General features: G+C 55.8%; 21 protein-coding genes. 10 read left to right on the top strand and 11 right to left on the bottom strand.

Translation table 11 applies throughout. The annotated features are described in order from the left end of the window. The first annotated feature begins 25 nt into the window (after positions 1-25). From ACWHWP_RS01095 to araD, 5 genes are all read left to right on the top strand, one after another. Complete coding sequence (locus tag ACWHWP_RS01095) at positions 26-1,345, top strand: MFS transporter (protein WP_447854921.1); 1,320 nt, start codon at positions 26-28, stop codon at positions 1,343-1,345. 76 nt (positions 1,346-1,421) lie between these two features. Beyond that, entirely contained in the window at positions 1,422-2,927 is a 1,506-nt protein-coding gene (locus ACWHWP_RS01090) for an FGGY-family carbohydrate kinase (protein WP_059311818.1), read from the top strand. Next, positions 2,924-3,577 carry a 3-keto-L-gulonate-6-phosphate decarboxylase UlaD gene (gene ulaD, locus ACWHWP_RS01085; protein ID WP_447854920.1) on the top strand — a complete coding sequence of 218 codons (654 nt, stop codon included), beginning with the start codon at positions 2,924-2,926 and terminating at the stop codon, positions 3,575-3,577. The genes ACWHWP_RS01090 and ulaD overlap by 4 nt, the downstream gene beginning before the upstream one ends. A 2-nt stretch (positions 3,578-3,579) precedes the next feature. Continuing rightward, positions 3,580-4,440, top strand: coding sequence for an L-ribulose-5-phosphate 3-epimerase (locus tag ACWHWP_RS01080; protein WP_447854919.1), 861 nt, complete (start codon positions 3,580-3,582; stop codon positions 4,438-4,440). Then, entirely contained in the window at positions 4,434-5,129 is a 696-nt protein-coding gene (araD, locus tag ACWHWP_RS01075; protein WP_063957905.1) for an L-ribulose-5-phosphate 4-epimerase, read from the top strand. Before ACWHWP_RS01080 ends, araD begins: the two co-directional genes overlap by 7 nt. Before the next feature lie 56 nt (positions 5,130-5,185). Here the strand turns inward: araD and ACWHWP_RS01070 are convergent, their stop codons facing one another. Next, the gene (locus ACWHWP_RS01070) at positions 5,186-5,926 is read right to left on the bottom strand and encodes a MipA/OmpV family protein (RefSeq protein ID WP_063957906.1); all 741 of its coding nucleotides are present in this window, start codon (positions 5,924-5,926) and stop codon (positions 5,186-5,188) included. 117 nt (positions 5,927-6,043) lie between these two features. Here ACWHWP_RS01070 and ACWHWP_RS01065 point away from each other — a divergent pair, with 117 nt between their 5' ends. Further along, a complete protein-coding gene (locus ACWHWP_RS01065) occupies positions 6,044-7,009 on the top strand; it encodes a LysR family transcriptional regulator (protein WP_059311826.1) in 966 nt (321 codons plus the stop codon). On the opposite strand, the gene aldB is transcribed toward ACWHWP_RS01065, so the two are convergent. The 6 genes from aldB to ACWHWP_RS01035 all read right to left on the bottom strand — a co-directional run bounded on the left by aldB (position 7,006) and on the right by ACWHWP_RS01035 (position 14,158). Next, positions 7,006-8,544, bottom strand: coding sequence for an aldehyde dehydrogenase AldB (aldB, locus tag ACWHWP_RS01060; protein WP_063957907.1), 1,539 nt, complete (start codon positions 8,542-8,544; stop codon positions 7,006-7,008). The genes ACWHWP_RS01065 and aldB overlap by 4 nt on opposite strands. Positions 8,545-8,630: 86 nt before the next feature. After that, positions 8,631-10,478 (bottom strand): selenocysteine-specific translation elongation factor, encoded by a 1,848-nt coding sequence (gene selB, locus ACWHWP_RS01055; protein ID WP_063957908.1) that lies wholly within the window; start codon positions 10,476-10,478, stop codon positions 8,631-8,633. Then, on the bottom strand, positions 10,475-11,860 hold the full coding sequence (gene selA / locus ACWHWP_RS01050) for an L-seryl-tRNA(Sec) selenium transferase (protein WP_063957909.1): 1,386 nt from the start codon (positions 11,858-11,860) through the stop codon (positions 10,475-10,477). Before selA ends, selB begins: the two co-directional genes overlap by 4 nt. Before the next feature lie 103 nt (positions 11,861-11,963). After that, positions 11,964-12,572 carry a glutathione S-transferase gene (locus ACWHWP_RS01045; protein WP_059311829.1) on the bottom strand — a complete coding sequence of 203 codons (609 nt, stop codon included), beginning with the start codon at positions 12,570-12,572 and terminating at the stop codon, positions 11,964-11,966. Positions 12,573-12,662: 90 nt separating this feature from the next. Then, positions 12,663-13,799 carry an HlyD family secretion protein gene (locus tag ACWHWP_RS01040; protein WP_063957910.1) on the bottom strand — a complete coding sequence of 379 codons (1,137 nt, stop codon included), beginning with the start codon at positions 13,797-13,799 and terminating at the stop codon, positions 12,663-12,665. A gap of 2 nt (positions 13,800-13,801) precedes the next feature. Next, complete coding sequence (locus ACWHWP_RS01035; protein WP_032644441.1) at positions 13,802-14,158, bottom strand: DUF3302 domain-containing protein; 357 nt, start codon at positions 14,156-14,158, stop codon at positions 13,802-13,804. A 633-nt stretch (positions 14,159-14,791) separates the two neighbouring features. Between ACWHWP_RS01035 and ACWHWP_RS01030 the strand changes: the two genes are divergently transcribed. From ACWHWP_RS01030 to ACWHWP_RS01015, 4 genes are all read left to right on the top strand, one after another. Then, positions 14,792-16,699, top strand: a complete 1,908-nt coding sequence (locus ACWHWP_RS01030; RefSeq protein ID WP_063957911.1) for a PTS mannitol transporter subunit IICBA — start codon at positions 14,792-14,794, stop codon at positions 16,697-16,699. 98 nt (positions 16,700-16,797) lie between these two features. Beyond that, positions 16,798-17,946, top strand: a complete 1,149-nt coding sequence (gene mtlD, locus ACWHWP_RS01025; protein ID WP_063957912.1) for a mannitol-1-phosphate 5-dehydrogenase — start codon at positions 16,798-16,800, stop codon at positions 17,944-17,946. Beyond that, on the top strand, positions 17,943-18,533 hold the full coding sequence (mtlR, locus tag ACWHWP_RS01020; RefSeq protein ID WP_047347596.1) for a mannitol operon repressor MtlR: 591 nt from the start codon (positions 17,943-17,945) through the stop codon (positions 18,531-18,533). Before mtlD ends, mtlR begins: the two co-directional genes overlap by 4 nt. 58 nt (positions 18,534-18,591) lie before the next feature. After that, complete coding sequence (locus tag ACWHWP_RS01015) at positions 18,592-18,954, top strand: YibL family ribosome-associated protein (RefSeq protein WP_029742228.1); 363 nt, start codon at positions 18,592-18,594, stop codon at positions 18,952-18,954. A gap of 32 nt (positions 18,955-18,986) precedes the next feature. Here the strand turns inward: ACWHWP_RS01015 and ACWHWP_RS01010 are convergent, their stop codons facing one another. From ACWHWP_RS01010 to ACWHWP_RS00995, 4 genes are read right to left on the bottom strand one after another with little or no spacing between them, the layout of a single operon-like run. Next, on the bottom strand, positions 18,987-20,081 hold the full coding sequence (locus tag ACWHWP_RS01010) for a fimbrial protein (RefSeq protein WP_063429433.1): 1,095 nt from the start codon (positions 20,079-20,081) through the stop codon (positions 18,987-18,989). A gap of 9 nt (positions 20,082-20,090) precedes the next feature. After that, entirely contained in the window at positions 20,091-22,571 is a 2,481-nt protein-coding gene (locus ACWHWP_RS01005; protein ID WP_063957913.1) for a fimbria/pilus outer membrane usher protein, read from the bottom strand. A gap of 4 nt (positions 22,572-22,575) precedes the next feature. Continuing rightward, a complete protein-coding gene (locus ACWHWP_RS01000; RefSeq protein ID WP_063429429.1) occupies positions 22,576-23,250 on the bottom strand; it encodes a fimbrial biogenesis chaperone in 675 nt (224 codons plus the stop codon). A gap of 30 nt (positions 23,251-23,280) precedes the next feature. Next, positions 23,281-23,862, bottom strand: a complete 582-nt coding sequence (locus tag ACWHWP_RS00995; RefSeq protein WP_063957914.1) for a fimbrial protein — start codon at positions 23,860-23,862, stop codon at positions 23,281-23,283. Positions 23,863-24,816 lie beyond the last annotated feature (954 nt).

The raw sequence follows: 24,816 nt of genomic DNA, 5'->3' as shown, positions 1-24,816 counted from the left end.
GGTTACCTACACTGAGAAATTAAATATGAATACGTCTACTCAAGCCTTACATGCGGATATTCCGCGTCAGCGCTGGCTAAGAATCATTCCTCCCATTCTTATTGCCTGCATTATTTCATATATGGACCGCGTGAATATCGCGTTTGCGATGCCGGGTGGTATGGATGAGGAATTAGGTATTACCGCGACGATGGCAGGCCTGGCGGGTGGCATATTCTTTATCGGCTATCTGTTCCTGCAGGTTCCCGGCGGCAAGATTGCCGTGCACGGCAGCGGCAAGAAGTTTATCGGCTGGTCGCTGGTCGCCTGGGCGGTGATCTCGGTGCTGACCGGGCTTGTCACTAATCAGTATCAGCTTCTGGTGCTGCGTTTTTTGCTCGGCGTGGCGGAAGGCGGGATGCTGCCCGTTGTGCTCACGATGATCAGCAACTGGTTCCCGGACGCCGAGCGCGGCCGCGCCAACGCCATCGTGATCATGTTTGTGCCCATCGCAGGGATCATCACCGCCCCGCTGTCGGGCTGGATTATTACCGCACTCGACTGGCGCTGGCTGTTCATTATTGAAGGGCTGATGTCCGTTGTGGTGCTGGTGCTCTGGGCATTCACCGTTTATGACCGTCCGCAGGAAGCCCGCTGGATCTCAGACGCCGAGAAAAACTATCTGGTGCAAACGCTGGCGGAGGAACAGCAGGCCATCGCCGGAAAAGAGGTGAAAAATGCCTCGCTCAGCGCAGTGCTGTCTGACAAAACCATGTGGCAGCTGATCGCCCTGAACTTCTTCTATCAGACCGGGATTTACGGTTACACCCTTTGGCTGCCCACCATCCTGAAGGAACTGACGCATACCAGCATCGGCCAGGTGGGTATGCTCGCCATTCTGCCTTACATCGGCGCCATTGCGGGCATGTTCCTGTTCTCCACGCTCTCTGACCGCACCGGCAAGCGCAAGCTGTTTGTCTCCCTGCCGTTGATTGGCTTCGCGCTCTGCATGTTCCTCTCCGTGGCGCTGAAAGCCAACACCTGGCTGGCCTATGCCGCACTGGTGGGCTGCGGCTTCTTCCTGCAATCCGCCGCGGGCGTGTTCTGGACCATTCCGGCGCGTCTGTTCAGCGCCGAAATGGCGGGCGGTGCGCGCGGCGTGATCAACGCCCTGGGGAACCTCGGTGGGTTCTGTGGCCCTTATGCCGTAGGCGTGCTGATCACCCTGTACAGCAAAGATGCGGGCGTTTACTGCCTGGCGGTCTCTCTGGCGCTGGCGTCGCTGCTGGCCCTGCTATTGCCGGCAAAATGCGATGCCGGCGCAGAGCCTAATCCCACGGTGACCCCACACAAGCGTGCGGCCTGATGCCCTCACCTACCCCACTAAACCAAACCGTAGGCCGGGTAAGCGAAGCGCCACCCGGCGAATAAGCGAGAAGAAGATGAGTGAAAAAGAGCCCTACTGGCTGGGTATCGATTGTGGCGGTACTTATCTGAAAGCCGGTTTATACAACAGCCAGGGCAAAGAGGTCAGTATCGAACGCCGCTCCGTTGCCACGCTCAGCCCGCGAGCGGGCTACGCCGAGCGGGATATGCATCAGCTATGGCAGCACTGCCACGCGACCGTCGCCTTGCTGCTCAAAAATTCAGGGGTAAACGGAAAACAGATCAAAGGTGTCGGTATTTCAGCTCAGGGCAAAGGACTGTTTCTGCTTGATAAACAGGACCAACCGCTGGGCAACGCCATCCTCTCCTCTGACCGCCGGGCACTGGACATTGTGCAGCGCTGGCAGCAGGACGGTATCCCCGAAAAACTCTACCCGCATACGCGCCAGACGCTTTGGACCGGGCATCCGGCCTCGCTTCTGCGCTGGGTCAAAGAGAACGAGCCGCAGCGTTATCAGCACATTGGCTGCGTGATGATGGCGCACGACTATCTGCGCTGGTGTCTGACCGGCGTGAAGGGCTGCGAAGAGAGCAACATCTCCGAGTCCAATCTCTACAACATGAATACCGGCCAGTATGACCCGCAGCTTACGCGCTGGCTCGGTATCAGCGAGATTGATGACGCACTGTCGCCGATTGTCGGTTCAGCAGAAATCTGCGGGGAAATCACCGCTCAGGCAGCCGCGCTTACCGGTCTCGCGGCGGGTACGCCTGTCGTTGGCGGACTGTTTGATGTGGTTTCCACCGCGATCTGTGCCGGACTGCACGACGAACATACGCTGAACGCCGTGATGGGCACCTGGGCCGTCACCAGCGGGATTGCCAATGCACTTCGGGACAACGAACCGTTTCCGTATGTCTATGGACGTTACGTTCACCCGCAGCAGTACATCGTCCACGAAGCCAGCCCCACCTCTTCCGGCAACCTTGAATGGCTGACCGCGCAGTGGGGCGACATGCCGTTCAGCGAAATCAACCGCGCCGTGGCCAGCCTGCCGAAAGCCGAAAGCGATCTGCTCTTCCTGCCGTTCCTCTACGGCAGCAACGCCGGGCTGGAGATGACCAGCGGTTTCTACGGCATGCAGGCGCTGCATACCCGCGCGCACCTGCTGCAGGCGGTTTATGAGGGCGTGGTATTTAGCCATATGACCCACCTCAACCGCATGCTTGAACGTTTTACCCACGTTCATACCCTGCGCGTGACGGGTGGCCCAACCCATTCTGACGTGTGGATGCAAATGCTCGCAGACGTCAGCGGGCTGGCCATTGAACTGCCGCAGGTGGAAGAGACGGGCTGTTCCGGCGCCGCGCTGGCCGCGATGGTTGGCACCGGCGCTTTCACCGACTTCCACGCGGCGCAGCGCGCGCTTAAGCATGACATCCGGGTCATCGAGCCCGATATGCGCGCCCATGCGGCCTATCAGCGCAAATATCACCGCTACCAGTTACTGATTTCAGCATTGCAGGGCTACCACGCCCGTATTAAGGAGTACGACCTATGAGCAGACCATTACTGCAGCTGGCGCTCGACCACACCTCGCTTCAGGCCGCCCAGCGCGATGTCGCGACGCTTTCAGAACACGTCGATATCGTCGAAGCGGGCACCATTTTGTGCCTGACCGAAGGGCTGAACGCCGTGCGCGCCCTGCGCGAGCAGTGCCCGGATAAGATCGTCGTGGCGGACTGGAAAGTCGCCGATGCCGGAGAAACGCTGGCTGAACAGGCATTTGGCGCAGGCGCGAACTGGATGACCATCATCTGCGCCGCGCCGCTGGCCACCGTGGAACGAGGCCACGAGGTGGCGCTGCGCTGCGGGGGTGAAATCCAGATGGAGCTCTTTGGCAACTGGACGCTGGACGACGCGCGTGACTGGCACCGCATCGGCGTGAAGCAGGCCATTTATCACCGCGGGCGCGATGCGCAGGCCAGCGGTCAGCAGTGGGGTGAGGCGGATCTCGCGAAAATGAAAGCGCTCTCCGACATCGGTTTGCAGCTCTCGGTGACCGGTGGCATCACTCCCGCCGACCTGCCGCTGTTTAAGCAGATCAACGTTAAAGCCTTCATTGCCGGACGCGCGCTGGCAGGAGCCGCCAACCCACCGCAGGTGGCACAGGCATTCCACGCGCAAATCTGCGACATCTGGGGAGCGTAATCATGCGTCAGCATCCGTTAGGTATCTATGAAAAAGCGCTGCCAAAAGATCTCTCCTGGCCCGAGCGCCTGGTTCTGGCGAAAAGCTGCGGGTTCGATTTTGTTGAGATGTCTGTCGACGAGACCGACGATCGCTTATCGCGCCTCGAGTGGAGCACCACGCAGCGCGCTTCGCTGGTTGAAGCGATGCTGGAGACCGGTGTGGCAATCCCCTCCATGTGTTTATCTGCCCACCGTCGCTTCCCGTTTGGCAGCCGGGATGAAACCGTGCGCGAGCGCGCCCGCGAGATCATGACGAAGGCCATTAAGCTGGCGCGTGATTTAGGCATTCGCACCATTCAGCTTGCGGGTTATGACGTGTACTACGAAGAGCACGACGAGGGCACGCAGCTGCGCTTTGCCGAAGGGCTGGCGTGGGCCGTCGAGCAAGCCGCTGCCGCGCAGGTGATGCTGGCGGTGGAGATCATGGATACCGCGTTTATGAACTCCATCAGCAAATGGAAAAAGTGGGACGACATGCTCGCCTCGCCGTGGTTCAGCGTTTACCCGGACGTCGGCAACCTGAGCGCGTGGGGCAACGACGTCACCGCCGAGCTGACGCTGGGCATTGACCGCATCGCCGCGATCCACCTGAAAGATACCCAACCCGTGACCGAGCAAAGCCCCGGCCAGTTCCGCGACGTGCCGTTTGGCGAGGGCTGCGTCGATTTTGTTGGCGTGTTTAACACGCTCAATCAGCTGAACTATCGCGGCGCGTTTCTGATTGAAATGTGGACTGAAAAAGCAAAAGAGCCGGTGCTGGAGATTATCCAGGCGCGCCGATGGATTGAAGCCCGTATGCAGGAAGGAGGCATGACGTGTTAGAAGAACTCAAAGACGAGGTGCTGGCGGCAAACCTGGCGCTGCCTGCCCACCAGCTGGTGACGTTTACCTGGGGCAACGTCAGCGCGGTCGACCGGGAAAGCGGCATGATGGTCATCAAGCCCTCCGGCGTGGAATACGAGGTGATGACGGCAAAGGATATGGTGGTGGTGAATATCGCCACCGGTGAGGTGGTCGAAGGCAGCAAGAAACCCTCATCAGACACGCCGACCCACCTTGCACTGTACCGCCGTTACCCGGAGATTGGCGGCATCGTACACACCCATTCCCGCCACGCCACTATCTGGTCGCAGGCGGGGCTGGATTTACCGGCGTGGGGCACTACGCACGCCGACTATTTCTACGGGCCAATACCCTGCACGCGCCTGATGACCACGACCGAGATTGCAGGGGAGTACGAATACCAGACGGGTGAAGTCATCATCAAAACCTTCGAGGAGCGCGATCTCAGTCCGATGCAAATCCCGGCGGTGCTGGTTCACTCTCACGGCCCGTTCGCCTGGGGTAAAGACGCTGCCGATGCGGTCCACAATGCCGTCGTGCTGGAAGAGTGCGCCTATATGGGCCTGTTCTCTCGCCAGCTCGCGCCACAGCTTCCGGTTATGCAGCAGGAGCTGCTCGACAAGCATTATCTGCGCAAGCACGGGGCAAATGCCTACTACGGCCAGTGATGCACTTTACAGATCGTAGGCCGGGTAAGGCGAAGCCGCCACCCGGCTTTACCCCATCAGAAGCGCCAGGTCAGGCCGGTCATCAGCGCGAAGCTGTCGTCACGGTCGATCATCGGGCTGTTCTTCACGTCGTCAGGTAATACGGTATAGACCGCGCTGGCGTTAAGGTACAGCTTCTGGGTTAACTGATATTTGGCGGCCAGGCCAACGTATGGCGTCCAGCTGTCGCCGGCGGTGTATTCATCCATACCCGAGCGGCGAGACTCGCTGCCGGATACGCCGTAGTAGTAGTCGTTATAGCTTTCGTCGCTGTAGAAAATCCCGACCGATGGCGTCAGGGTCAGGCGTTCCATCCTGATTGGACGGAAGTACGATACTTCGCCCATCACGCCGCCGCTTTCATCCATCGCGTCGCCAGAGACGGCCACTTTCAGAGAGCCCCAGCTTTCGTGGCGGTAGTAGGCGCCGCCGAGGAAGGCAGACGCTTTGCGCTCGTCCAGCTGCTTCATCTGATGGTCGTCGTTATCATCAGGATCAAAATGCAGCGGCATCCACGATGCGGTCAGGCTGAACTCATTTTTTGCGTCTTTCCACAGGATCCATCCGCCCGTGGTCTGGCGAACATAGAATCTGTCGCCTTCGTAGCTAATTAACGGTACTGCACTGGTATTTTCATTATATCCTTTGTAAGGAGACTCATTAAATACTGCCCCCGCTCCAAGTGAAAAGTCACCGGCCATTGCAGAGGATGTTGCAAATAACGTGGCAGCGATGAGTAAATTGTATTTAATAGTCATTACATGTAATCCATTTAAATGCCAAACAAGCGAGGCGAATAATAATGGTTACAAATTTGCCAATGCAACGCTGCGGTTTATATAATATTATATATAAAATCATATAGATGGGTGCGCATGATGAGTAAATTACAGCTAAAGCCACGCGAATTAAAAATTATTTCCGTCATCGCCGCAACCCACAGCATTGGTGATGCTGCCGCCCTGCTGGGCATGGCGCAGGCCAACGTCAGTAAATATCTGTCTGATTTTGAAACGCGGGTTGGGCTCAAGGTATTCGAGCGTACCACTCGCCAGCTGGCCCTTACCCAGTTTGGCGAAGCGTTACTCCCTTACGTGAATGCCACGCTGGATAAGAACAGTCAACTTGTTAATTTTATTGCGGATTATAAGCATGAAAAGCGTGGAAAAGTCACGATCTACGCCCCAACAGGTATCGTGACCTATCTTGCCCGACACGTGATCCATCAGATTGAGGACATTGGCGACATTCGCATCTCCCTGAAAACCTACAACCTGGACCGTAATGAATTTTCAGAAGGTGTTTCCTTTCCGGACGACTGCGATATTTTAATTACCTATGCACAGCCGAAAGATGAAAGCCTGGTTGCCAGCGTGTTGACAAAATATTCCGTCACGGCATTTGCAACCGTTGAGTATTTAAATAAACATCCTTTAACAGGACCTGAAGATTTAATTAACCACTCATGTATCCTCATTGATTCCATGCTGGTCGATGAGGCAAACATCTGGCGCTTCCGCGTGCACGGCAGTGATAACGTTTATGATTACCGGGTAACCGGGAATTATATTTGCGACAATACGCAGACCGCCCTTGAGCTGGCAAGAAATCATCTTGGAATTGTATTTGCGCCCAAAGAGAGTCTGAAAAAAGAATTAACAAAAGGCATGCTGGTCCCCTGCTTCCCGCATCAGGAGGAGTGGTGGCTCGATCTGACCGCCATCTTCCGCAAACGGGAATATCAGCCCTGGCGCGTGCAATACGTCCTGGATGGCGTACTGAACTGCCTGCGCCAGCAAATTGCTCAGGCCGCCCATGGACGGCCTGAGCTGGGCGATTAGAACAGCCCCAGCGGTTTATCAGAGTAGCTGACCAGCAGACATTTCGTCTGCTGGTAATGCTCCAGCATCATCTTGTGGGTTTCACGCCCGATGCCCGACTGCTTATAACCCCCAAATGCCGCGTGCGCCGGATAGGCGTGGTAGCAGTTGGTCCAGACGCGTCCGGCCTGTATGCCCCTTCCCATTTTATAGGCCAGATTACCGTTGCGGCTCCAGACGCCCGCCCCCAGGCCATACGGCGTGTCGTTGGCAATTTCCAGCGCCTCCTCCATCGTTTTGAAGGTGGTCACAGCCAGCACCGGTCCGAAAATTTCCTCCTGGAAAACGCGCATGTTGTTCTGACCGAACAGGATCGTCGGCTCAAGGTAGTACCCTTCCTGCAGATCCCCTCCCAGCACTTTACGGCGACCGCCGGTCAGAATATCCGCGCCCTCTTTCTTGCCGATGTCGATGTAGTTGAGGATAGTCTCCAGCTGTCCGTGCGAGACCTGCGCGCCCATCTGCGTGACGTTATCGAGCGGATTACCGCTGCGGATAGACTCCACGCGGCGAATGGCGCGCTCCATAAAGCGCTCATAGATGGACTCCTGCACCAGCGCGCGGCTTGGGCAGGTACAGACTTCGCCCTGGTTAAACGCAAACAGCGCAAACCCTTCCAGCGCTTTATCGAAGAAGGCATCCTCTTCCTCCATTACGTCCGCGAAGAAGATGTTCGGGGATTTCCCCCCCAGCTCCAGGGTCACCGGAATAATGTTCTGCGTGGCGTACTGCATGATCTGCTGACCCACTTCCGTCGAGCCGGTAAACGCCACTTTGGCGATACGTTTTGAGGTGGCCAGATATTCGCCTATCTCACCGCCCGCGCCGTTGACCACGTTAATCACGCCCGGGGGCAGCAGATCGCCGACGATTTCCATCAGCAGCAGAACCGAGAGCGGAGTCAGACGGGCCGGTTTAAGCACAATACAGTTTCCGGCGGCCAGCGCCGGCGCCATTTTCCAGCTCGCCATCAGCAGCGGGAAGTTCCACGGAATAATTTGCCCGACGACGCCCAGCGGTTCATGGAAGTGATACGCCACGGTGTCGCTGTCTACCTCGCTGATCCCGCCCTCCTGAGCGCGAATGCAGGAGGCAAAATAGCGGAAATGGTCAATAGCCAGCGGCACGTCTGCCGCCATCGTTTCCCGGATCGGCTTGCCGTTATCCCAGGTTTCTGCCGTTGCCAGCAGCTCCAGATTTTGCTCCATCCGGTCGGCAATTTTGAACAAAATGGCCGCGCGGTCCTGAACGGAGGTATGGGCCCATTTATCTTTCGCTTTGTGCGCAGCATCCAGCGCGAGGTCGATATCACGCTTGCCGGAACTGGCTATTTCACACAGCGGCTGGCCGGTAACGGGGGTCAGGTTGGAATAGTATCCGCCGTCGACGGGCGCGACCCAGTCGCCGCCAATAAAGTTGTCATAACGGGGCTTCAGCTTGAGGGGAAAACCATACTCGCCGGGCTGGATACGCGATGAGGGAGGATTGTTTGTCATGACCGTCTCCTTGCTGTTGATGTACAACAAGGGTAGTTCCGGCTGGCGATTTTCTCGCCAGCCGGTAACGGTGTTTACGACGGGGGTCACGGAGTTTCAGGAAATAACAGCGAATCTCGCAGGACATGATCGTTACCGCGACGGCGGGTAAAGCCGATGCGGTTGAAATACTCCAGGATCTGAATTGCCAGCTTGCGGCCCACGTTCAGCCGGTCGCGGAAATCGGCGGCGCAGGTAGAGCCCCGCGCCTGATCCAGTTCGCGGATCAGGTTCGCAAACGCAACAATCCGATCGTTACGGTAATAACGATCTTTCACGATCGCGACTATCAGCCCCTGCTGCGCCGCATGGCGCAGAACCTGACGCATTACCTGCTCGTCGGCGTTCGTTTCGCGAGCCAGATCGCGAACCCACCACGGCTCATCGCCAAACAGCGGGGCCACTTTTTGCCATACAGCCTCTTGCTCTGCGGTGAACCCGGCCTTGTGATCCGGCAGATGCAGCCAGCCGTGGTGGCTTTTGATCGCCCCGCTTTCGCGCATGTTCTCAATCAGCAGCAGCACCAGCGCATCGTCTTCCATCGGCAGCGCCATGCGTCGCAGACGTTCACGACCCGGGCCAGGCTCATCCTGATGCTGTTCATGGTAGGTTGCGAGCGTGTTCAGTATTTTGCGCTGCCAGTTTGCCGCAACCGGGGCATTGAGCAGGCTGTTGCCGGCCTGAATAAAGCCCGGCTGCTGGGTCAGCTGGCGTAAGCCTTCCCCGCTCAGCTGGCGTGCCCATGCAAAATCCTTAAGACTCACCGCACCGCGCTCAAGATGCACCCGCAGCGCGACGCTATCTTCTCTGGCCTGCGCCAGCTCCGCCAGCCACTGCAGATATTCAGGTTTACGCTTGCCGCGCCGCGGTGGGTTAAGCACCACCACCCGCGCCCCGGCCAGCGTTTCGCGCGCTGAAATATCACGCAGTACCAGACGATCGTTGTCTGCCAGCCAGAGCGGCGAATCGAAAACCAGTTCGGCAAGGTCGTTCTCCAGCAGCGACACCCGCCCGGTGATATGGCTGGCCGCGTGGTGGATATGCAGCGGCTGCCACTGGGTCAGCGGCGCGTGCGTCTGCAGGGAGACAATGACGCGTTCAGACGGTTCGGGTGGCGCATCGGCCAGCAGCCAGTCGCCGCGGCTAAGCTGCTCTTTTTCCGCATCCCCGGCAATGTTAAGCGCGATTCGCTGCCCGGCGTGGGCCTGCTCCGCGGGCTGGTTTTGCGCATGCAGGCCGCGCACGCGCATCGGTTTGTTAACGCCCGTCAGCCATAAGCTATCGCCGACCTTCACTTCGCCGCTGAGCGCCGTACCGGTGACCACCAGGCCCGAACCTTTCACGGTAAAGGCCCGGTCAATGGCCAGACGGAAACGGTGATGGCTGGCGTGGTCACGTGATGAAAGCTGCTGTAAATGGTGGCGAAGTTCGTCGATACCTCGCCCTTCTGTCGCCACGGTGACAAAAAGCGTAGCATCGGCAAAGCCATATTCCCGCAAGGTTGCCTGTACCGTTTCGCGCACCTCGCTGACGCGCGCGTCATCCACGCGATCGGCTTTGGTTAGCGCCACGGTCAGCTGCGGGTTGCCGGTCAGCTGCAGGATCGCAAGATGCTCGCGGGTTTGCGCCATGACGCCATCATCACAGGCCACCACCAGCAGGGCATGATCGATTCCGCCCACACCCGCCAGCATGTTGGACAGAAACTTTTCATGCCCCGGTACATCAATAAAACCCAGAACGCGGCCATCGGGCTGGGGCCAGTAGGCATAGCCCAGATCGATGGTCATGCCGCGCTTTTTTTCTTCCGGCAGGCGGTCGGCGTTTACGCCGGTAATCGCCTGCAGCAACGTGGTTTTTCCGTGGTCGACGTGACCGGCGGTGGCAATAATCATTTCAACAACATCTCCAGAAATCGCTCTTCATCTTCAAGGCAGCGCAGATCCAGCCACATTCGGCCGTCGTAAATCCGCCCGATAACCGGCGTCGGCAGACCACGCCAGCGTGACGACAGGGCATCAAGGCGGCTGCCGCGCCCGTCGCGCGGGGTGAACGTAAGCGCCTCGCTCGGCAGCCTGTCCACCGGCAGCGAACCGCTGCCAATCTGCGACTGGCAAGGTTCAATGCGCACGTCAAAATCGGGGTAATGCGGGGCTACGTGCGGCAGCAGTAACTCGGCTTGGGCGCGAATCGAGGCGGCATCGCGGGTTAACAGGCGCAGCGTGGGCAGGCTCTCGGCCAGCTTCTCCGGATGCAGATAGATACGCAGCGTCGCGTCCAGCGCGGCAAGGGTCATTTTATCGGCACGCAGGGCGCGCTTGAGCGGGTGCTGCTGCAGCTTCGCAATCAGCTCGCGCTTGCCTACGATAATCCCGGCCTGCGGCCCGCCCAGCAGTTTGTCGCCGGAAAAGCTCACCAGGCTGACGCCCGCCGCAATCATCTCTTGCGGCATCGGCTCTTTTGGCAGCCCGTAAAGGCTCAAATCGACCAGCGAACCGCTGCCGAGATCGGCAATCACCGGTACATTAAGCTCGCGCCCAATCGCCGCCAGCTCGGCCTCTTCAACCGTTTTGGTGAAGCCTTCAATATGGTAATTGCTGGTGTGGACCTTCATCAGCAGGGCGGTATTTTCATTCACCGCCGCGCGATAATCTTTCGCATGCGTACGGTTAGTGGTGCCCACTTCATGCAGCGTGCAGCCCGCCTGGCGCATCACGTCCGGGATGCGAAACGCCCCGCCAATCTCCACCAGCTCGCCGCGGGAAACCACCACCTCTTTGCCGCTAGCGGTAGCCGCCAGCATCAGCAGCACTGCCGCAGCGTTGTTATTTACAATGCAGGCATCTTCCGCGCCGGTCAGCTGGCACAGCAGCTCCGCCAGCGCGCGATCGCGGTGCCCGCGCCCGGCACCGTCCAGATCGTACTCCAGCGTCACAGGCGAGCGCATGGCCTGCCCGACCGCCGCGATAGCCTCTTCCGCCTGCTGCGCGCGGCCCAGGTTGGTATGCAGGACGGTTCCCGTCAGGTTAATCACCTGGCGTAACGCGCTTTGCGCTTTCTCACCCAGCCGGTGCTCAACTTCCTGCTCCCACGCTGCGCACCAGTCGGGCAAAGCGTTTTCTGACTGAATCGCGCATCGGGCTTCGTCCTGAAGCAGACGTAGCATCTCAACCGTCGCGGTATGACCGAAACGCTCAACGGCAGCATGAATGCGGGGCTCGCGAAGGAGACGGTCGGTCGCGGGGATCTGGCTGTACAGCGAATGATGAGTAGTCATGAAAGCGCCTGGCGAGTAAATATCTTCCCCCCTCCCGACGGGAGAGGGAGTTAACATGTAGAGAGATTGTACCGCCTCCCGCAGCGAAGTGTTATAACCCGCATCAAGCCTTTGGCGGTTCTGTACGGGCAAAGCTCTCGCGGCTAAATAGCGTGTCGGCAAGTTTTACCAGCAGCGGACGATCAACGCACCAGCCGGGGGAAACGCGGCGGAAGTTGAGATAGCCAATAGCGCAGGCGATGGCGATCGTCGCCAGGTTCAGGTCGTCGGTTTGGATCTTTCCGTCCCGGATAAGCTGTTCGCACCGGTCCAGGCTGCGGCTGATTTTTTCCCGCTGGCGCAGCAGTTCGTTTTCTGACTGCTGGGCGGCGGGCCTTGCCTGTTCGCGCACCGAGGTGAGAGCCGCATCCATAATGCCATCGGCCAGGGCTTCAATTTGCTTCACCGCCAGCGCCGCTTTGGGGTCAGCCGGAAGCATTGCCGGGGCAACGCCCAGCAGCTCGATATACTCCGCAATAATCGGGGAATCGAACCAATATTCACCCTCGTCCGTCACCAGCGCCGGGACTTTCCCCAGCGGGTTGTACTGCGCGACGCCGTTTTCGGCGTTGTAAGGCTGTTCATTGATGAATTCAAATTCAATCCCTTTCTCCAGCAGGAGAATTGAGATCTTTCGCACGAAGGGACTGGTATAGCTACCGATGAGTTTCATTGCCTGATCCTTGATGCCGGAAAAAAGTCAGTATGGATCAAGCGATGAAAAAAGGGCAGGTATGCGCGTCGCATTCCTGCCCTGGAGGGATTAGTGATCGAGATAGAGGTAGTGCATCCAGCTGGTCATACGCAGCAACACTTTACGCATGACCGACACGTGGGCGAAATGGTCCGAATAGACGGCCACCTGGGCGTAAATACCGTCTGGCAGCGCATCGACGTCGGCGTTAGGCTCCAGCTCAATCAGCGCCTGTACGCCATCAGTACCCGGCACGACCGTCAGTGCCTGCAGCGCACCCTGTGCCTGATACGACCCGCCTGGCACCACCGGCAGAACGCTGGTGAGCTTGCCGGTGAACACCTGGCCCGGCAGCGCGTTGAACACCACTTCCGCTTCATCGCCCGGCTTCAGGCGCAGCAGCGAGTTCTGACGGAACTGAGCCACGATCTGGCGCTTCTGCTCAGGAATAAAGACCATCACCGGACGCAGGGGCAGCGCGGCGGCATAGGTCCCCGGACGAATCAGCACCTGGGTGATATAGCCATTGCTGGGCGCACGCACCACGGTCTGATCCAGGTTGTATTTGGCTTCAGCAAGCTGGGCGCGCAGGGAGGCAATCTGCGACTGTTCGCCGTTCACCATGCTGTCTAACTGGCTTTGAATCTGCACCTGTTCAGCAACGGAGCCTTTCACCAGCGCATCCTGTGCCAGGTAATTCTGCCGCGCGTTGTCGATATCGCTTTCAGAGAACGGATTCACCTTCGCCTGGCTGCCTTTCAGGTAGCGCTGATAATCTTTGTACAGGCGATCGCGCTCGGCGGAGACGCGCGTGGTATTGGCGACGGCTTCCACCAGCTGCGCTTTCAGATTATCGATGTTGTGCGTCGCGGTCACCAGGTCGGCCTGGAGTCTGTCGACGCGCGCCTGGTAGCGGCCTGGATCCAATTTAAATAACACTTCGCCTTTTTTAATGAGCTGGTTATTTTTATCGGTCACTTCACTGACCACGCCAGTCACCTGCGGCGTAATCGGAATAGAAATAACCGCTTTTTGCGCCGTAAAGGTATACGGGTGGTTATAGTTCATGAGCAGAATAAGTCCGGCAACAATAAACACGCCGCCTAAAGTCGCGGTGGCAAGCGTCCACTGGTTTACCGGAATACGGAATATTTTAAAAATCACCCAGGCAAATGCCACATAGGTCAAAATAATCAACAGATCCATGATTAGCGCTCCAGCGTGTTCTTATCAGCAGCTGGCTGTGCTGCCGCCAGCTTTTGTTCGAGTTCCGCCACGCGTTTGGCGAGCGCATCCATGCCCGGAACCTCGTCAGGCTTTGTGATGTGGTTCTGCATGCCCCAGCCGCGGTCTTCACGGTACAGCGTGGCCCAAATCCACAGGAACGGCCAGATGGCATGGAGCGTAAACAGGCTAATCCACCCTGCCGTATGAATCGCATCGGCATGTGGGTGGTTACGCTTTTTGGCCATATTGTAAGGGATGTCATGAATGGCGATGATTCCGTAAAAAAGAACCAGAAATACAAAAATCAATACGCCCAGCGCGAAATAGTTGAGAAACATATTCTCCTCACTTAAACAACGTCAACTCATTAAATTAATAAAACGGTACGCAACCTAATTAATTTTTATAAACACAGGGAGGTGCTTATTATTTCCAGAGCCGGGGAGTATGGGTTTTTATAATATCTCCATGCAAGTTTATAAGCGTGTCAAAATATATCCTGAATAATAATAGACTTAACCTTACAATATGAGCGTAATCCACCTTTTAGCTTTTCGCCATACCACACATCAAAAGTGGTTTTTTAGCTTTACGTGTCGCGCTTTGCCATCCTGATGCCGATCGCAGTCAGAGAAATCTGCATAAAAATATTTTGTGAAATCAGTCACAATCCAGAAACAAACACACGAAAGCAAAATGTGATGTCAATCACAGAAAGGGGTGTTTTTTGCGTCATTTTTCGCCATCGTCTTTTTTTTGCGCACCATTTTTGTGATTCAGATCACCTCATTGAATGCCTCACCCCCTATCTTTACGTGATGTACATCACACAAATTTTCGCTATCTGGACAGTTGAACGATTCAGTGCCAGATTTCACAGCATCAGAACAGGGCCCGGCTACCTCTGCCGCCGCACATTAACGATAAACCTCGGGCCGCAAGCCTAAGCAAAACAGAAGAAGGGGTGTTTTATGTCATCCGATTTCAAGATCAAAGTTCAAAGCTTTGGTCGTTTCCTCAGCAACATGGTGATGCCAAATATCGGCGCGTTTATCGCGTGGGGTATCATCACCGCATTGTTCATTCCGACAGGGTGGTTGCCTAACGAAACGCTGGCGAAACTCGTTGGCCCAATGATTACCTATCTCCTGCCGCTGCTCATCGGTTTTACCGGTGGTCGTCTGGTGGGCGGTGACCGTGGTGGCGTTGTGGGTGCCATCACCACGATGGGGGTTATCGTCGGTGCGGATATGCCGATGTTCCTCGGTGCGATGATTGCCGGTCCTTTGGGCGGCTGGGCGATCAAGAAATTCGACGTCTGGGTTGACGGTAAGATCAAATCCGGCTTCGAAATGCTGGTGAACAACTTCTCTGCGGGCATCATCGGGATGATCCTCGCGATTCTGGCGTTCCTCGGTATTGGCCCTGCGGTTGAAGTGCTGTCCAAAATTCTGGCGGCAGGCGTTAACTTTATGGTGGCGCACGACATGCTGCCGCTGGCGTCTATCTTCGTTGAACCGGCGAAAATCCTGTTCCTGAACAACGCCATTAACCACGGCATCTTCTCGCCGCTGGGTATTCAGCAGTCTCACGATCTCGGCAAGTCCATCTTCTTCCTGATTGAAGCGAACCCGGGTCCGGGTATGGGCGTTCTGCTGGCGTACATGTTCTTTGGCCGCGGCAGCGCGAAGCAGTCTGCTGGCGGCGCGGCTATCATCCACTTCCTGGGCGGTATCCACGAAATTTACTTCCCGTACGTGCTGATGAACCCGCGTCTGATCCTGGCCGTTATCCTCGGCGGTATGACCGGCGTGTTCACCCTGAGCGTGCTGGGCGGCGGTCTGGTTTCTCCTGCTTCTCCGGGTTCTATCCTGGCGGTGCTGGCGATGACGCCAAAAGGGGCTTACTTCGCGAACATTGCGGCCATCTGTGCGGCCATGGCCGTCTCCTTCGTGGTCTCTTCCATCCTGCTGAAAACCAGCAAAGTGAAAGAAGACGACGATATCGAAGCGGCAACCCGTCGTATGCACGACATGAAAGCGGAATCCAAAGGCGCTACCCCGCTGGCCGCTGGCGATGTCTCTAACGACCTGAGCCACGTGCGTAAAATCATCGTTGCCTGTGACGCCGGTATGGGTTCCAGCGCAATGGGTGCAGGCGTGCTGCGTAAGAAAGTGCAGGATGCGGGCCTGACTAACATTTCCGTGACCAACAGCGCCATTAACAGCCTGCCGCCGGATGTTGACCTTGTCATCACGCACCGCGACCTGACCGAACGCGCCATGCGCCAGGTACCGCAGGCGCAGCACATCTCGCTGACCAACTTCCTCGACAGCGGCCTGTACACCAGCCTGACCGAACGTCTGGTTGCCGCGCAGCGTCATGAAGATAACGAAGTGAAAGTGCGCTCCAGCCTGCAGGACAGCTTTGACGAGAGCAACGCTCACCTGTTCAAACTGGGTGCGGAGAACATCTTCCTCGGCCGCACTGCGGCGACCAAAGAAGAAGCGATTCGCTTTGCCGGTGAGCAGTTGGTAAAAGGCGGCTACGTTCAGCCTGAATACGTCGACGCGATGCTGGAACGCGAAAAACTGACGCCAACCTACCTGGGCGAATCCATCGCGGTGCCGCACGGTACGGTTGAAGCGAAAGATCGCGTCCTGAAGACCGGCGTCGTATTCTGTCAGTACCCGCAGGGCGTGCGCTTCGGTGAAGAAGAAGACGACATCGCCCGCCTGGTGATTGGTATCGCCGCTCGCAACAACGAGCACATTCAGGTGATTACCAGCCTGACCAACGCGCTGGATGATGAGTCTGTCATTGAGCGTTTGGCCAATACCACCAGCGTGGAAGAAGTGCTGGCTCTGCTGAACAAATAAGTTCTCTTCCCTCTCCCCTCCGGGGAGAGGGCTAGGGTGAGGGGAAACGTTCCTCACCCCAGCCCTCTCGGGTAAAAACATTGATGAAGGTTAACACTATGAAAGCATTACATTTTGGCGCAGGTAATATCGGTCGTGGTTTTATCGGTAAACTGCTGGCAGACGCGGGCATTACGCTGACATTCGCCGATGTGAATCAGGTCGTCCTGGATGCCCTGAATGCCCGTCATAGCTATCAGGTACACGTGGTGGGCGAAAACGAGCAGGTTGAGACGGTGTCTGGCGTCAACGCGGTAAGCAGCATTGGCGAAGACGTTATTGACCTGATCGCCAGCGTCGATCTGGTGACCACCGCCGTGGGCCCGGTCGTGCTGGAACGCATCGCCCCTGCGGTCGCGAAAGGCCTGGCAAAACGCAAAGCGCAGGGCATCGACACCCCGCTGAACATCATCGCCTGTGAAAACATGGTGCGCGGCACCACGCAGCTGAAAGGCCACGTGCTCAACGCCGTTGCAGACGAAGATAAAGCCTGGGTTGAAGCGCACGTGGGTTTTGTGGATTCCGCCGTGGACCGCATCGTTCCGCCGTCTGAATCCGCCACCAACGACCCGCTGGAAGTCACCGTCGAAACCTTCAGCGAGTGGATCGTCGATAAAACCCAGTTTAAGGGCGCGCTGCCGACCATTCCGGGCATGGAATTAACCGATAACCTGATGGCATTTGTCGAACGCAAACTCTTCACGCTGAACACCGGGCATGCTATAACCGCGTACCTCGGAAAATTGGCCGGTCATCAGACCATTCGTGACGCGATCCTCGATGAGAAGATCCGTGCGGTGGTAAAAGGGGCAATGGAAGAGAGCGGCGCGGTGCTGATCAAACGCTACGGTTTTGATGCTGAGAAACACGCAGCATACATCCAGAAAATCCTCGGTCGCTTTGAAAACCCGTATCTGAAAGATGACGTTGAGCGCGTAGGCCGTCAACCGCTGCGTAAACTGAGCGCCGGCGACCGCCTGATTAAGCCGCTGCTCGGCACGCTGGAATACGGTCTGCCACACGCCAACCTGGTGAAAGGGATTGCCGCCGCGATGCACTACCGCAGCGAGCAGGACCCGCAGGCGATTGAGCTGGCTCAGCTGATTGATGACAAAGGCGCGCAGGCTGCGCTGGCGCAGATTTCCGGTCTGGACGCCAACAGCGACGTGGTTGTGGAGGCGGTTAACGCATACAACGCAACCAAATGATGCAGAATGCGGCGCAGGTTAGCCTGCGCCCAGATAACAGATTGTCAGATATGCAGGCAATAATGGAACAAACCCAGGCCTTTGAAAATCGTGTGCTTGAGCGTCTGAATGCTGGCAAAACCGTACGAAGTTTCCTGATTGCCGCCGTCGAGCTGTTAACCGAGGCGGTGAATATCCTGGTGCTTCAGGTGTTTCGCAAAGACGACTACGCGGTAAAATATGCTGTAGAACCGTTACTGGACGGAGACGGACCGCTGGGCGATCTCTCCGTGCGTCTGAAGCTGATTTATGGTCTTGGCGTGCTGAACCGGCAAGAGTATGAAGATGCGGAGCTGTTAATGGCGCTGCGCGAAGAGCTCAATCATGACGGTAACGAGTACACCTTTACCGACGATGAGATACTGGGGCCCTTCGGCGAGCTGCACTGCGTCACCGCGCTGCCCCCTGCTCCCCATTTTGATAACAGCGATCCTGAGCTCTACGCGATGCAAAAGCTGCGTTATCAACAGGTTGTCCGTTCTACAATGGTTCTCTCCCTGACTGAGCTGATTTCACGAATCAGCTTAAAAAAAGCGTTTCAGAAGTAAGCCTGCTCACATTGGTGTATCCTTCCCTGTAAATTCCCCGTTTTCAGAGTTATTTGTCATGAAAGAAGTCGAAAAGAACGAAATTAAACGCCTGAGCGACCGCCTGGATCTGATCCGCCACCAGATGGCGGGTCTGTCACTGGTCGAGTCCGCCGAGAAGTACGCCGAGCTGGAAAAAGAGGCCGCCACGCTGGAGACAGAGATCGAGCGTCTGCGCGAAGTCAAAGGTCAGAAGCTGAGCAAAGAAGCGCAGAAGCTGATGGACATGCCGCACCGCCGTGCGATCACCAAAAAAGAACAGGCCGATATGGGCAAGCTGAAGAAAAGCGTCCGTGGTCTGGTGGTCGTGCACCCGATGACCGAACTTGGCCGCGAAATGGGCCTGAAAGAGATGACGGGCTTTTGTAAGACCGCGTTCTGATGGCTTTCCCCTGCCGTCATGGCAGGGGGAACTCAGTTGTAAATCAGGTTAAAGGTCGCCATCGCGTCCGCTTTTCCCGCCGTGATCTTATCTTCCGTCTGGATATAGTGCGCATCAAACCAGAATATCTGCGTCTGATTGTCGCCCACCTGCCCCATTACCGGCACCTGCGGCGTATTCCACTGAACCGTTTGCCCCTGAACCGAACCGGTATTATCGCCATAAACCAGCTCAATCCCGACGCCGCTGGCGCCATCCTGCTGTTTGGTGAGTGCCAGCGCTTGCGTATTGGCGGGTGCGGTATCACCGAAGAAGCCTATCTTAACCGCCGTATTATTTTCGCAGGTGACCGGGATGCTGAAGTGTCCGCCCCCCGCTCGTGAGCCGATGCCGTGAAACTCATTTTGGCTTACGGTACCCATAGGAACAAGAATGCTGCGCGTGCCAACCGTGCAGCTGGTGCGCCTGACCGTGAAACTGGCAAGATGGATCTGCACCGGCGTGGCCACGTTGGCCGCGCTGGCCTCGCTGTCTCCCGCCTGCAGCACCAGCGATCCGACCGGTTGTTCCTGTGAATTAGCATTGTCGTCGGGCATGGCGCCGGTCGTCGGAATTTTGTAAAACACAATGTAGAACTGCAGTTTGTACGATGAGGCGCTGGCAAAAGCGGGGTTTTGTGACGCATCGCAAATGCGCCGCGACTCATTGCCGCTCACCGGACTGGTGCCGTCAATATAGCGCACCGCGTCCGCGCCACAATATTGTTGCTCGCGAAATCCCAGCGCGTAGCCGATGCCGTCGATCTGGGTTTTATAGACGTGGCGTGGCGCACCGTCTTCACCAACCACAGTACCGACGGCGTTATCCATTTCGACAAATCCAATGCTGCGCCATGCATCACTCCCGCCATCGCAGCTGTAAAAATCTTCCCCGGTGGACTGTATTGGCGCAGAGACAGGCGTCCAGTCCGCCGTGCCGGGGGCAAATCCAATGGCATAAGGTACCTGAACAACCCACTGATCGCGCGTGGTGCGGCAGGATGACGTGTCTGCATGAGCGTGAAAACTCAGCATGCCAAACAGCGAAAGCAGGCCGAGATAGATAAACCATTTCATCATATGACGCATGATATTCCTCTAATGACACTCAAGAGAGAGCGTAGCGATGCCGGGGGCCATGTGCGCAGCTCCCAGTTTGAAAGGCGTCTGGCATTGATGCTGCTCCCCGTCTTCATACCAGCTCACGCGCAGCGTGCCGCGCTCCGGCACCCCACTCAGGTATGCCTGACCGCCGTCAGCGACCATGCTGCGGTTTGCAGAGCGGCGATTCTGCTCCACCACCTCGGCCTGAGCGCCAAACGGCAGCGGTCCGCCGCGATAGCGCAGGGAAAACAGCACGCGGTAGCCGATATGGGTTTTGTAATTTCCCAGCACCACCGCGCCGCTGGTGGGGATGAGCGTTAGCCCGCTCTGCTCGACGTCCACGTTTTCCCCAAGCGTTGCCGTGTTGAGATTGACGGTGTTTTTGCGATAGGCCGAAAGCGTCGGCATAACCGCATAGCCTCGGCTATCGGTGTGAATGCCGCTGTATCCTTCCGGCTCAACGTTCGCAGCACCAGGCACCCTTATCAGCGCGACGGTATCACCGAGAGGCTGGCTGAGGGTGATGCCATACCGCGTGGCGAGTACGCCCCCGGCTAACCCAAGAGTTGCGTTGCTATTGCTACGGCTGTGGTCATAGCCGAGGCTGACGTTGCCGTAGCCGCCGTTGTATTGCATCGCCATGCTGGTGCTGTCGGTCTGCCCGCCGCTGGCAATACTCTGCTGGACGCTATAGTTGAGGTTTCGGTTTGCCAGTGCGCTTCCGTTGAGCGACAGCTGCTGCGTCGACATCCCGCGGTTATTGTGGTTGGTAAAGTAGCTGACCGAACTGTTCGGCAGCCAGCGGCCAAACGGGATATTGACGTTAAACGACACGGTGCGCTCGGGGTGCTGCTCAAGGGCGGAATCGGTGTAATAGTAGCCCGCTCCCCAGGAAATTCCCCGCCAGCTGGAGTACCAGCCAATATGGATGGTTTTATCCTGGCCCGAGGTGTGCCAGTAATCCTGCATCCATGCAGAAATATTAAGGCTGCCTAGCTGGCCCAACGTCTGGGTGAAGGTAATCTGCGAACGGCTACGGCGATTATTGAGCTGCAGCTGATGGCTGTCGGACTGGTTCAGTTCGCCAAATTCGTAGTAGTTGCGTGAGGCATAGCGATAGCTTGCCAGGTTGAACGCGCTGCCGGTGGTGCTGAAATTCTTTTGATACTGAATGCGCCACGCCTGCCCCATCGCGCGTTCGCCATTGGGCAAACGACTTTTTGCCAGGGTATCGTCAATGCCAAGCGAGCCAAACGCACCAAAGCCCCGGCCGATGCCAAGCGCAGCGGCCTGATAATTATCCGCTGCGCGAACACCCCCATACACCGTCATCTGGGAGGGGAGACCGTAAAAGAAAGCACCTTCAACAAAACCCGGTGCCTGCGCCTCGTCAGAGCCAGAATGAAAACGCCCGGCGTTGAGGCTGTATTTGAGACTGCCCTGGCGTCGCATAAACGGTACCGCAGAATAAGGTTGGGTAAAGATGCGCTTCGTGCCGTCGCTTTCCGTCACCGTAATCTGCAAATCACCGCTCTGCGCACCGGGAAAAAGATCGTTAATGACAAACGGCCCTGCAGAAATCCAGGTTTCATAAATCACATAGCCATTCTGCGCCACAGAGACTTTGGCAAAGCTGTGCGCGACGCCGCGAATTGTTGGCGCGAAGCCGCGCTGGCTGTCGGGTAACATGCTTTCGCTGGAGGCGAGCTGAACGCCACGAAACGCCACGCTGTCGAACACATCCCCTGCGGTCCAGGCATCGCCCACACGCAATTGGCTGCTCAGGCTCCGGATATCCCGCATCAACCAGGTACTTTGTGACTGAAAACGATCGCCGCCTTCGTCGCTGTGGCTCCAGGCGGAAGTATTGCGTACCCGCCACGGTCCCAGATTCACGCCGTTGCGTAGGCTGAGATAGCTGGAAGTTGTATCCCCACTTTGGCGATGAGCCATTGCTCCCGACAGGCTGTAATCAACAAATGCCGCCGGAATACCGTCATCCCACTGCGAGGTGGGGACGTAGCCGCGGCTACGGTTTTTCATCGCCGCCTGCGGCAGGCTGAGAAAAAGGCGTTGCTGGTTAAAATCATAGGAAGCACGCGCTGCGGGTATAAAATCGCCGAGGCGTGTGAATGTTTCCCCATCCTGAAGCCGTGAGAATGCCGGTATTGCGCCTACGTTCACCCCGAGCTCGTCCAGCAGCGCCACGGTAAAAACGGGCTGCAGTCTGCCCTCTTCACTCACGAAGGCGATCTCCTGCGACCGTTCCTCACGCCCGTTAATCTCCAGCGTTACAGTCCATGTGCCCGGCATTTGGCCGCCTTTTTCGGAGAAATAGTGCAAATCAGCCGTTTTCTGCTCGGAAGAGGACAGTTCCAGCGCGGCGGGATCAAAATAATCCTCAGCCAACCCCGTACGGCTGAACCCGAGCAGGAGTACAGGGATTGGCGCATAGCGAAGCAGGCGAAAAGCCATGAGATTAAAGCGGTTGTGACTGGGTGGAGGTAATGGCACCAAAATCATTAATCGCCGACCAGATGACGCTGCCGGAGGCGGCCACCGGCCATTCACGGGTTTCCCCCGGGCCGATCATGCCCGGCTGATCAATCTTATGCCCTGCCACGCTCAGCTGGAAAAACGAAACATAGTACGGTGTCGGATTAACGGCCTTGAGCCCTTTGTCCGTGCGTGAAAACGTGACTTTCTGCCAGGCGGTTGCTGCATCACCCTTCAGATTGGAAGGGCGATAAAAAATTTTAAACTTCGATTTGACGTTAATTTGTAATTCGTTGCTGCTCTCTTTTGGCTTTGGCGAAATAGCTTTTATATTCAACCAAAATACAGACTCACGATCGGCGGGCAGCGGCGCACCGGTATATTGAATACGCAGCGTATTAGTTTGGTCAGGATCGATCCTGAACAGCGGTGGCGTAACGATAAAAGGCGTCGCGTGATTCTTGGCTTGTATATCACCTTCAACCCACGATTGAATAAGATAAGGGGTCGCACTTTCCTTATTTGCAACAGAAAATGCCACCTCCTTACTATTTTGTGGGTATACGATCCGTGTACCGCCCATGACCACGCCTGCAGAAGCTGACGCAGAGCTAAACATTAATGCAGTGAGCATAATATACGACAAACGCTTCATCACTATTATCTCTGGAGGTGGCTAAAAATGATATCAGTTATAAACCATCAGGAAGTTGGAAACGGCATTAACATCACCGGCCGCAATGTCAGTTCCATCTTTAGTCAGGGAGGCATAGAAGGTTAATTCTGCATTGCCTTCATCATCTGGTTTAGTTGTTTCTGATACCGTACCCGGCTTAATAGACGTGCTGCGATTGCTGTTGTACAGCTTAACGCCAACCCCCGTCGCCATGCCGTCACCGGGAGTGACCTGCAGCAGGGTATCGTTAGACGTATCTTTTGTACCGTCAAACAGTACCGCAACGGATTGAACCGCAGGCGGACAATTTTCTACGTTGATTTTGAATTCACGCGGCGTCGTTTCGCTATGCTCGTCGAAGTAGTTTGCCGCCCATGCACCGAGGTCTACCGTTTTGCTTTTGGATGCCGGAGTAATATCACAAGAAATAAGGGTAATCTTTCCGGTGAAATTGATTACGCCACCGGTACTTTGCGAACCAGCATCGGTATTCAGCGAGGTATCAACTCCTGAATCACCGTTTGCCAGAACCGGCTGGGCAGATAAAAGCAGGCCCGTCGCTGCAAGGGCCAACGCCGCTTTTTTAAGTTTCATTTGAAATGACTTTTCCTCTGTAAATTAAACAGATACAGGCATATTACACCAGATATGAAAATTACTATGAAGTTCGCAGGACACCACCCGAAGGGGGATTAATAGAATTGGTGACGCGACCTCATTGTATTAAATGGGGTCCATCCCAGCGTGACAATCCGTATATTTTATTCATCCGCACAGCAAGATATGAGCACCCATTAAAAGGGGCACATCTTTAGGAAAAAAGAATAATCCACACATCATAATTAAATAATTCAACAACATTCCATCTGGATAAATAGTAAAACAATTACCTTTTAACGTCTACGCTCTGAAGGTGAACAGGCAAGCCTGACAAAGTCACAACATTAACAGATAAATAACAAATTTAACGCTTTTTACGTAGCTCAGAAAATAATTAACTTCCTCCTAATTTCTTTACGAAATTACAATAAGAAAGAATTGATCAAACATTGATCAATTTTTTTAAACTCATCCCCAGAATAAACGATCAAACTTAATGCATGAACCTTTAGTTTATTCTAAAAAGATAACAAAATTCAGAATAATTACTCATTGATCAGCAATTGATCGTTTGTAATACGCTGTTAAAAGCTATATGTGAAATTTACCTTAATTAAAATTTTTTGCTACATCTTAGAATTCGCACTTTTAACCAAAAAAAAATTATTTTTAGGAAAATAATTTGACTTTCTCACATATAAGATACTTAGCAAAAACAAAAAACAAACATAAATCAAACCTCCAATTAACTTAAAGCAAAAAATCTCTTCCTGAATTATATTTTCTACTCCCTCCATTTATTACAGCACGCTTCATTTTTGCCCGAATGATGCCCACTGCCGACAGAGATCCTCATTGAGCACCCTTCACGATTTGGTCCTACCAATTAGCATTAAAACTCGTCCAGCGTTCACACTTCAGAAGCTTTACTTCACAAAAGCATTGCCT

It is taken from the genome of Enterobacter sp. WI-ESBL-E8 (assembly GCF_053364895.1).
This window is presented reverse-complemented; position numbering and strand designations above follow the sequence as displayed.

Coding starts and splice junctions, on each gene's coding strand:
- ACWHWP_RS01030 (WP_063957911.1), top strand. CDS start 14,792: ATGTCATCCGATTTCAAGATCAAAGTTCAAAGCTTTGGTCGTTTCCTC.
- ACWHWP_RS01095 (WP_447854921.1), top strand. CDS start 26: ATGAATACGTCTACTCAAGCCTTACATGCGGATATTCCGCGTCAGCGC.
- ACWHWP_RS01070 (WP_063957906.1), bottom strand. CDS start 5,926: ATGACTATTAAATACAATTTACTCATCGCTGCCACGTTATTTGCAACA.
- mtlD (WP_063957912.1), top strand. CDS start 16,798: ATGAAAGCATTACATTTTGGCGCAGGTAATATCGGTCGTGGTTTTATC.
- ACWHWP_RS01015 (WP_029742228.1), top strand. CDS start 18,592: ATGAAAGAAGTCGAAAAGAACGAAATTAAACGCCTGAGCGACCGCCTG.
- ACWHWP_RS01040 (WP_063957910.1), bottom strand. CDS start 13,799: ATGGATCTGTTGATTATTTTGACCTATGTGGCATTTGCCTGGGTGATT.
- aldB (WP_063957907.1), bottom strand. CDS start 8,544: ATGACAAACAATCCTCCCTCATCGCGTATCCAGCCCGGCGAGTATGGT.
- mtlR (WP_047347596.1), top strand. CDS start 17,943: ATGATGCAGAATGCGGCGCAGGTTAGCCTGCGCCCAGATAACAGATTG.
- ACWHWP_RS01080 (WP_447854919.1), top strand. CDS start 3,580: ATGCGTCAGCATCCGTTAGGTATCTATGAAAAAGCGCTGCCAAAAGAT.
- ACWHWP_RS01010 (WP_063429433.1), bottom strand. CDS start 20,081: ATGCGTCATATGATGAAATGGTTTATCTATCTCGGCCTGCTTTCGCTG.
- selA (WP_063957909.1), bottom strand. CDS start 11,860: ATGACTACTCATCATTCGCTGTACAGCCAGATCCCCGCGACCGACCGT.
- ACWHWP_RS01045 (WP_059311829.1), bottom strand. CDS start 12,572: ATGAAACTCATCGGTAGCTATACCAGTCCCTTCGTGCGAAAGATCTCA.
- ACWHWP_RS01035 (WP_032644441.1), bottom strand. CDS start 14,158: ATGTTTCTCAACTATTTCGCGCTGGGCGTATTGATTTTTGTATTTCTG.
- ACWHWP_RS01065 (WP_059311826.1), top strand. CDS start 6,044: ATGATGAGTAAATTACAGCTAAAGCCACGCGAATTAAAAATTATTTCC.
- selB (WP_063957908.1), bottom strand. CDS start 10,478: ATGATTATTGCCACCGCCGGTCACGTCGACCACGGAAAAACCACGTTG.
- ACWHWP_RS00995 (WP_063957914.1), bottom strand. CDS start 23,862: ATGAAACTTAAAAAAGCGGCGTTGGCCCTTGCAGCGACGGGCCTGCTT.
- ACWHWP_RS01005 (WP_063957913.1), bottom strand. CDS start 22,571: ATGGCTTTTCGCCTGCTTCGCTATGCGCCAATCCCTGTACTCCTGCTC.
- ACWHWP_RS01090 (WP_059311818.1), top strand. CDS start 1,422: ATGAGTGAAAAAGAGCCCTACTGGCTGGGTATCGATTGTGGCGGTACT.
- ulaD (WP_447854920.1), top strand. CDS start 2,924: ATGAGCAGACCATTACTGCAGCTGGCGCTCGACCACACCTCGCTTCAG.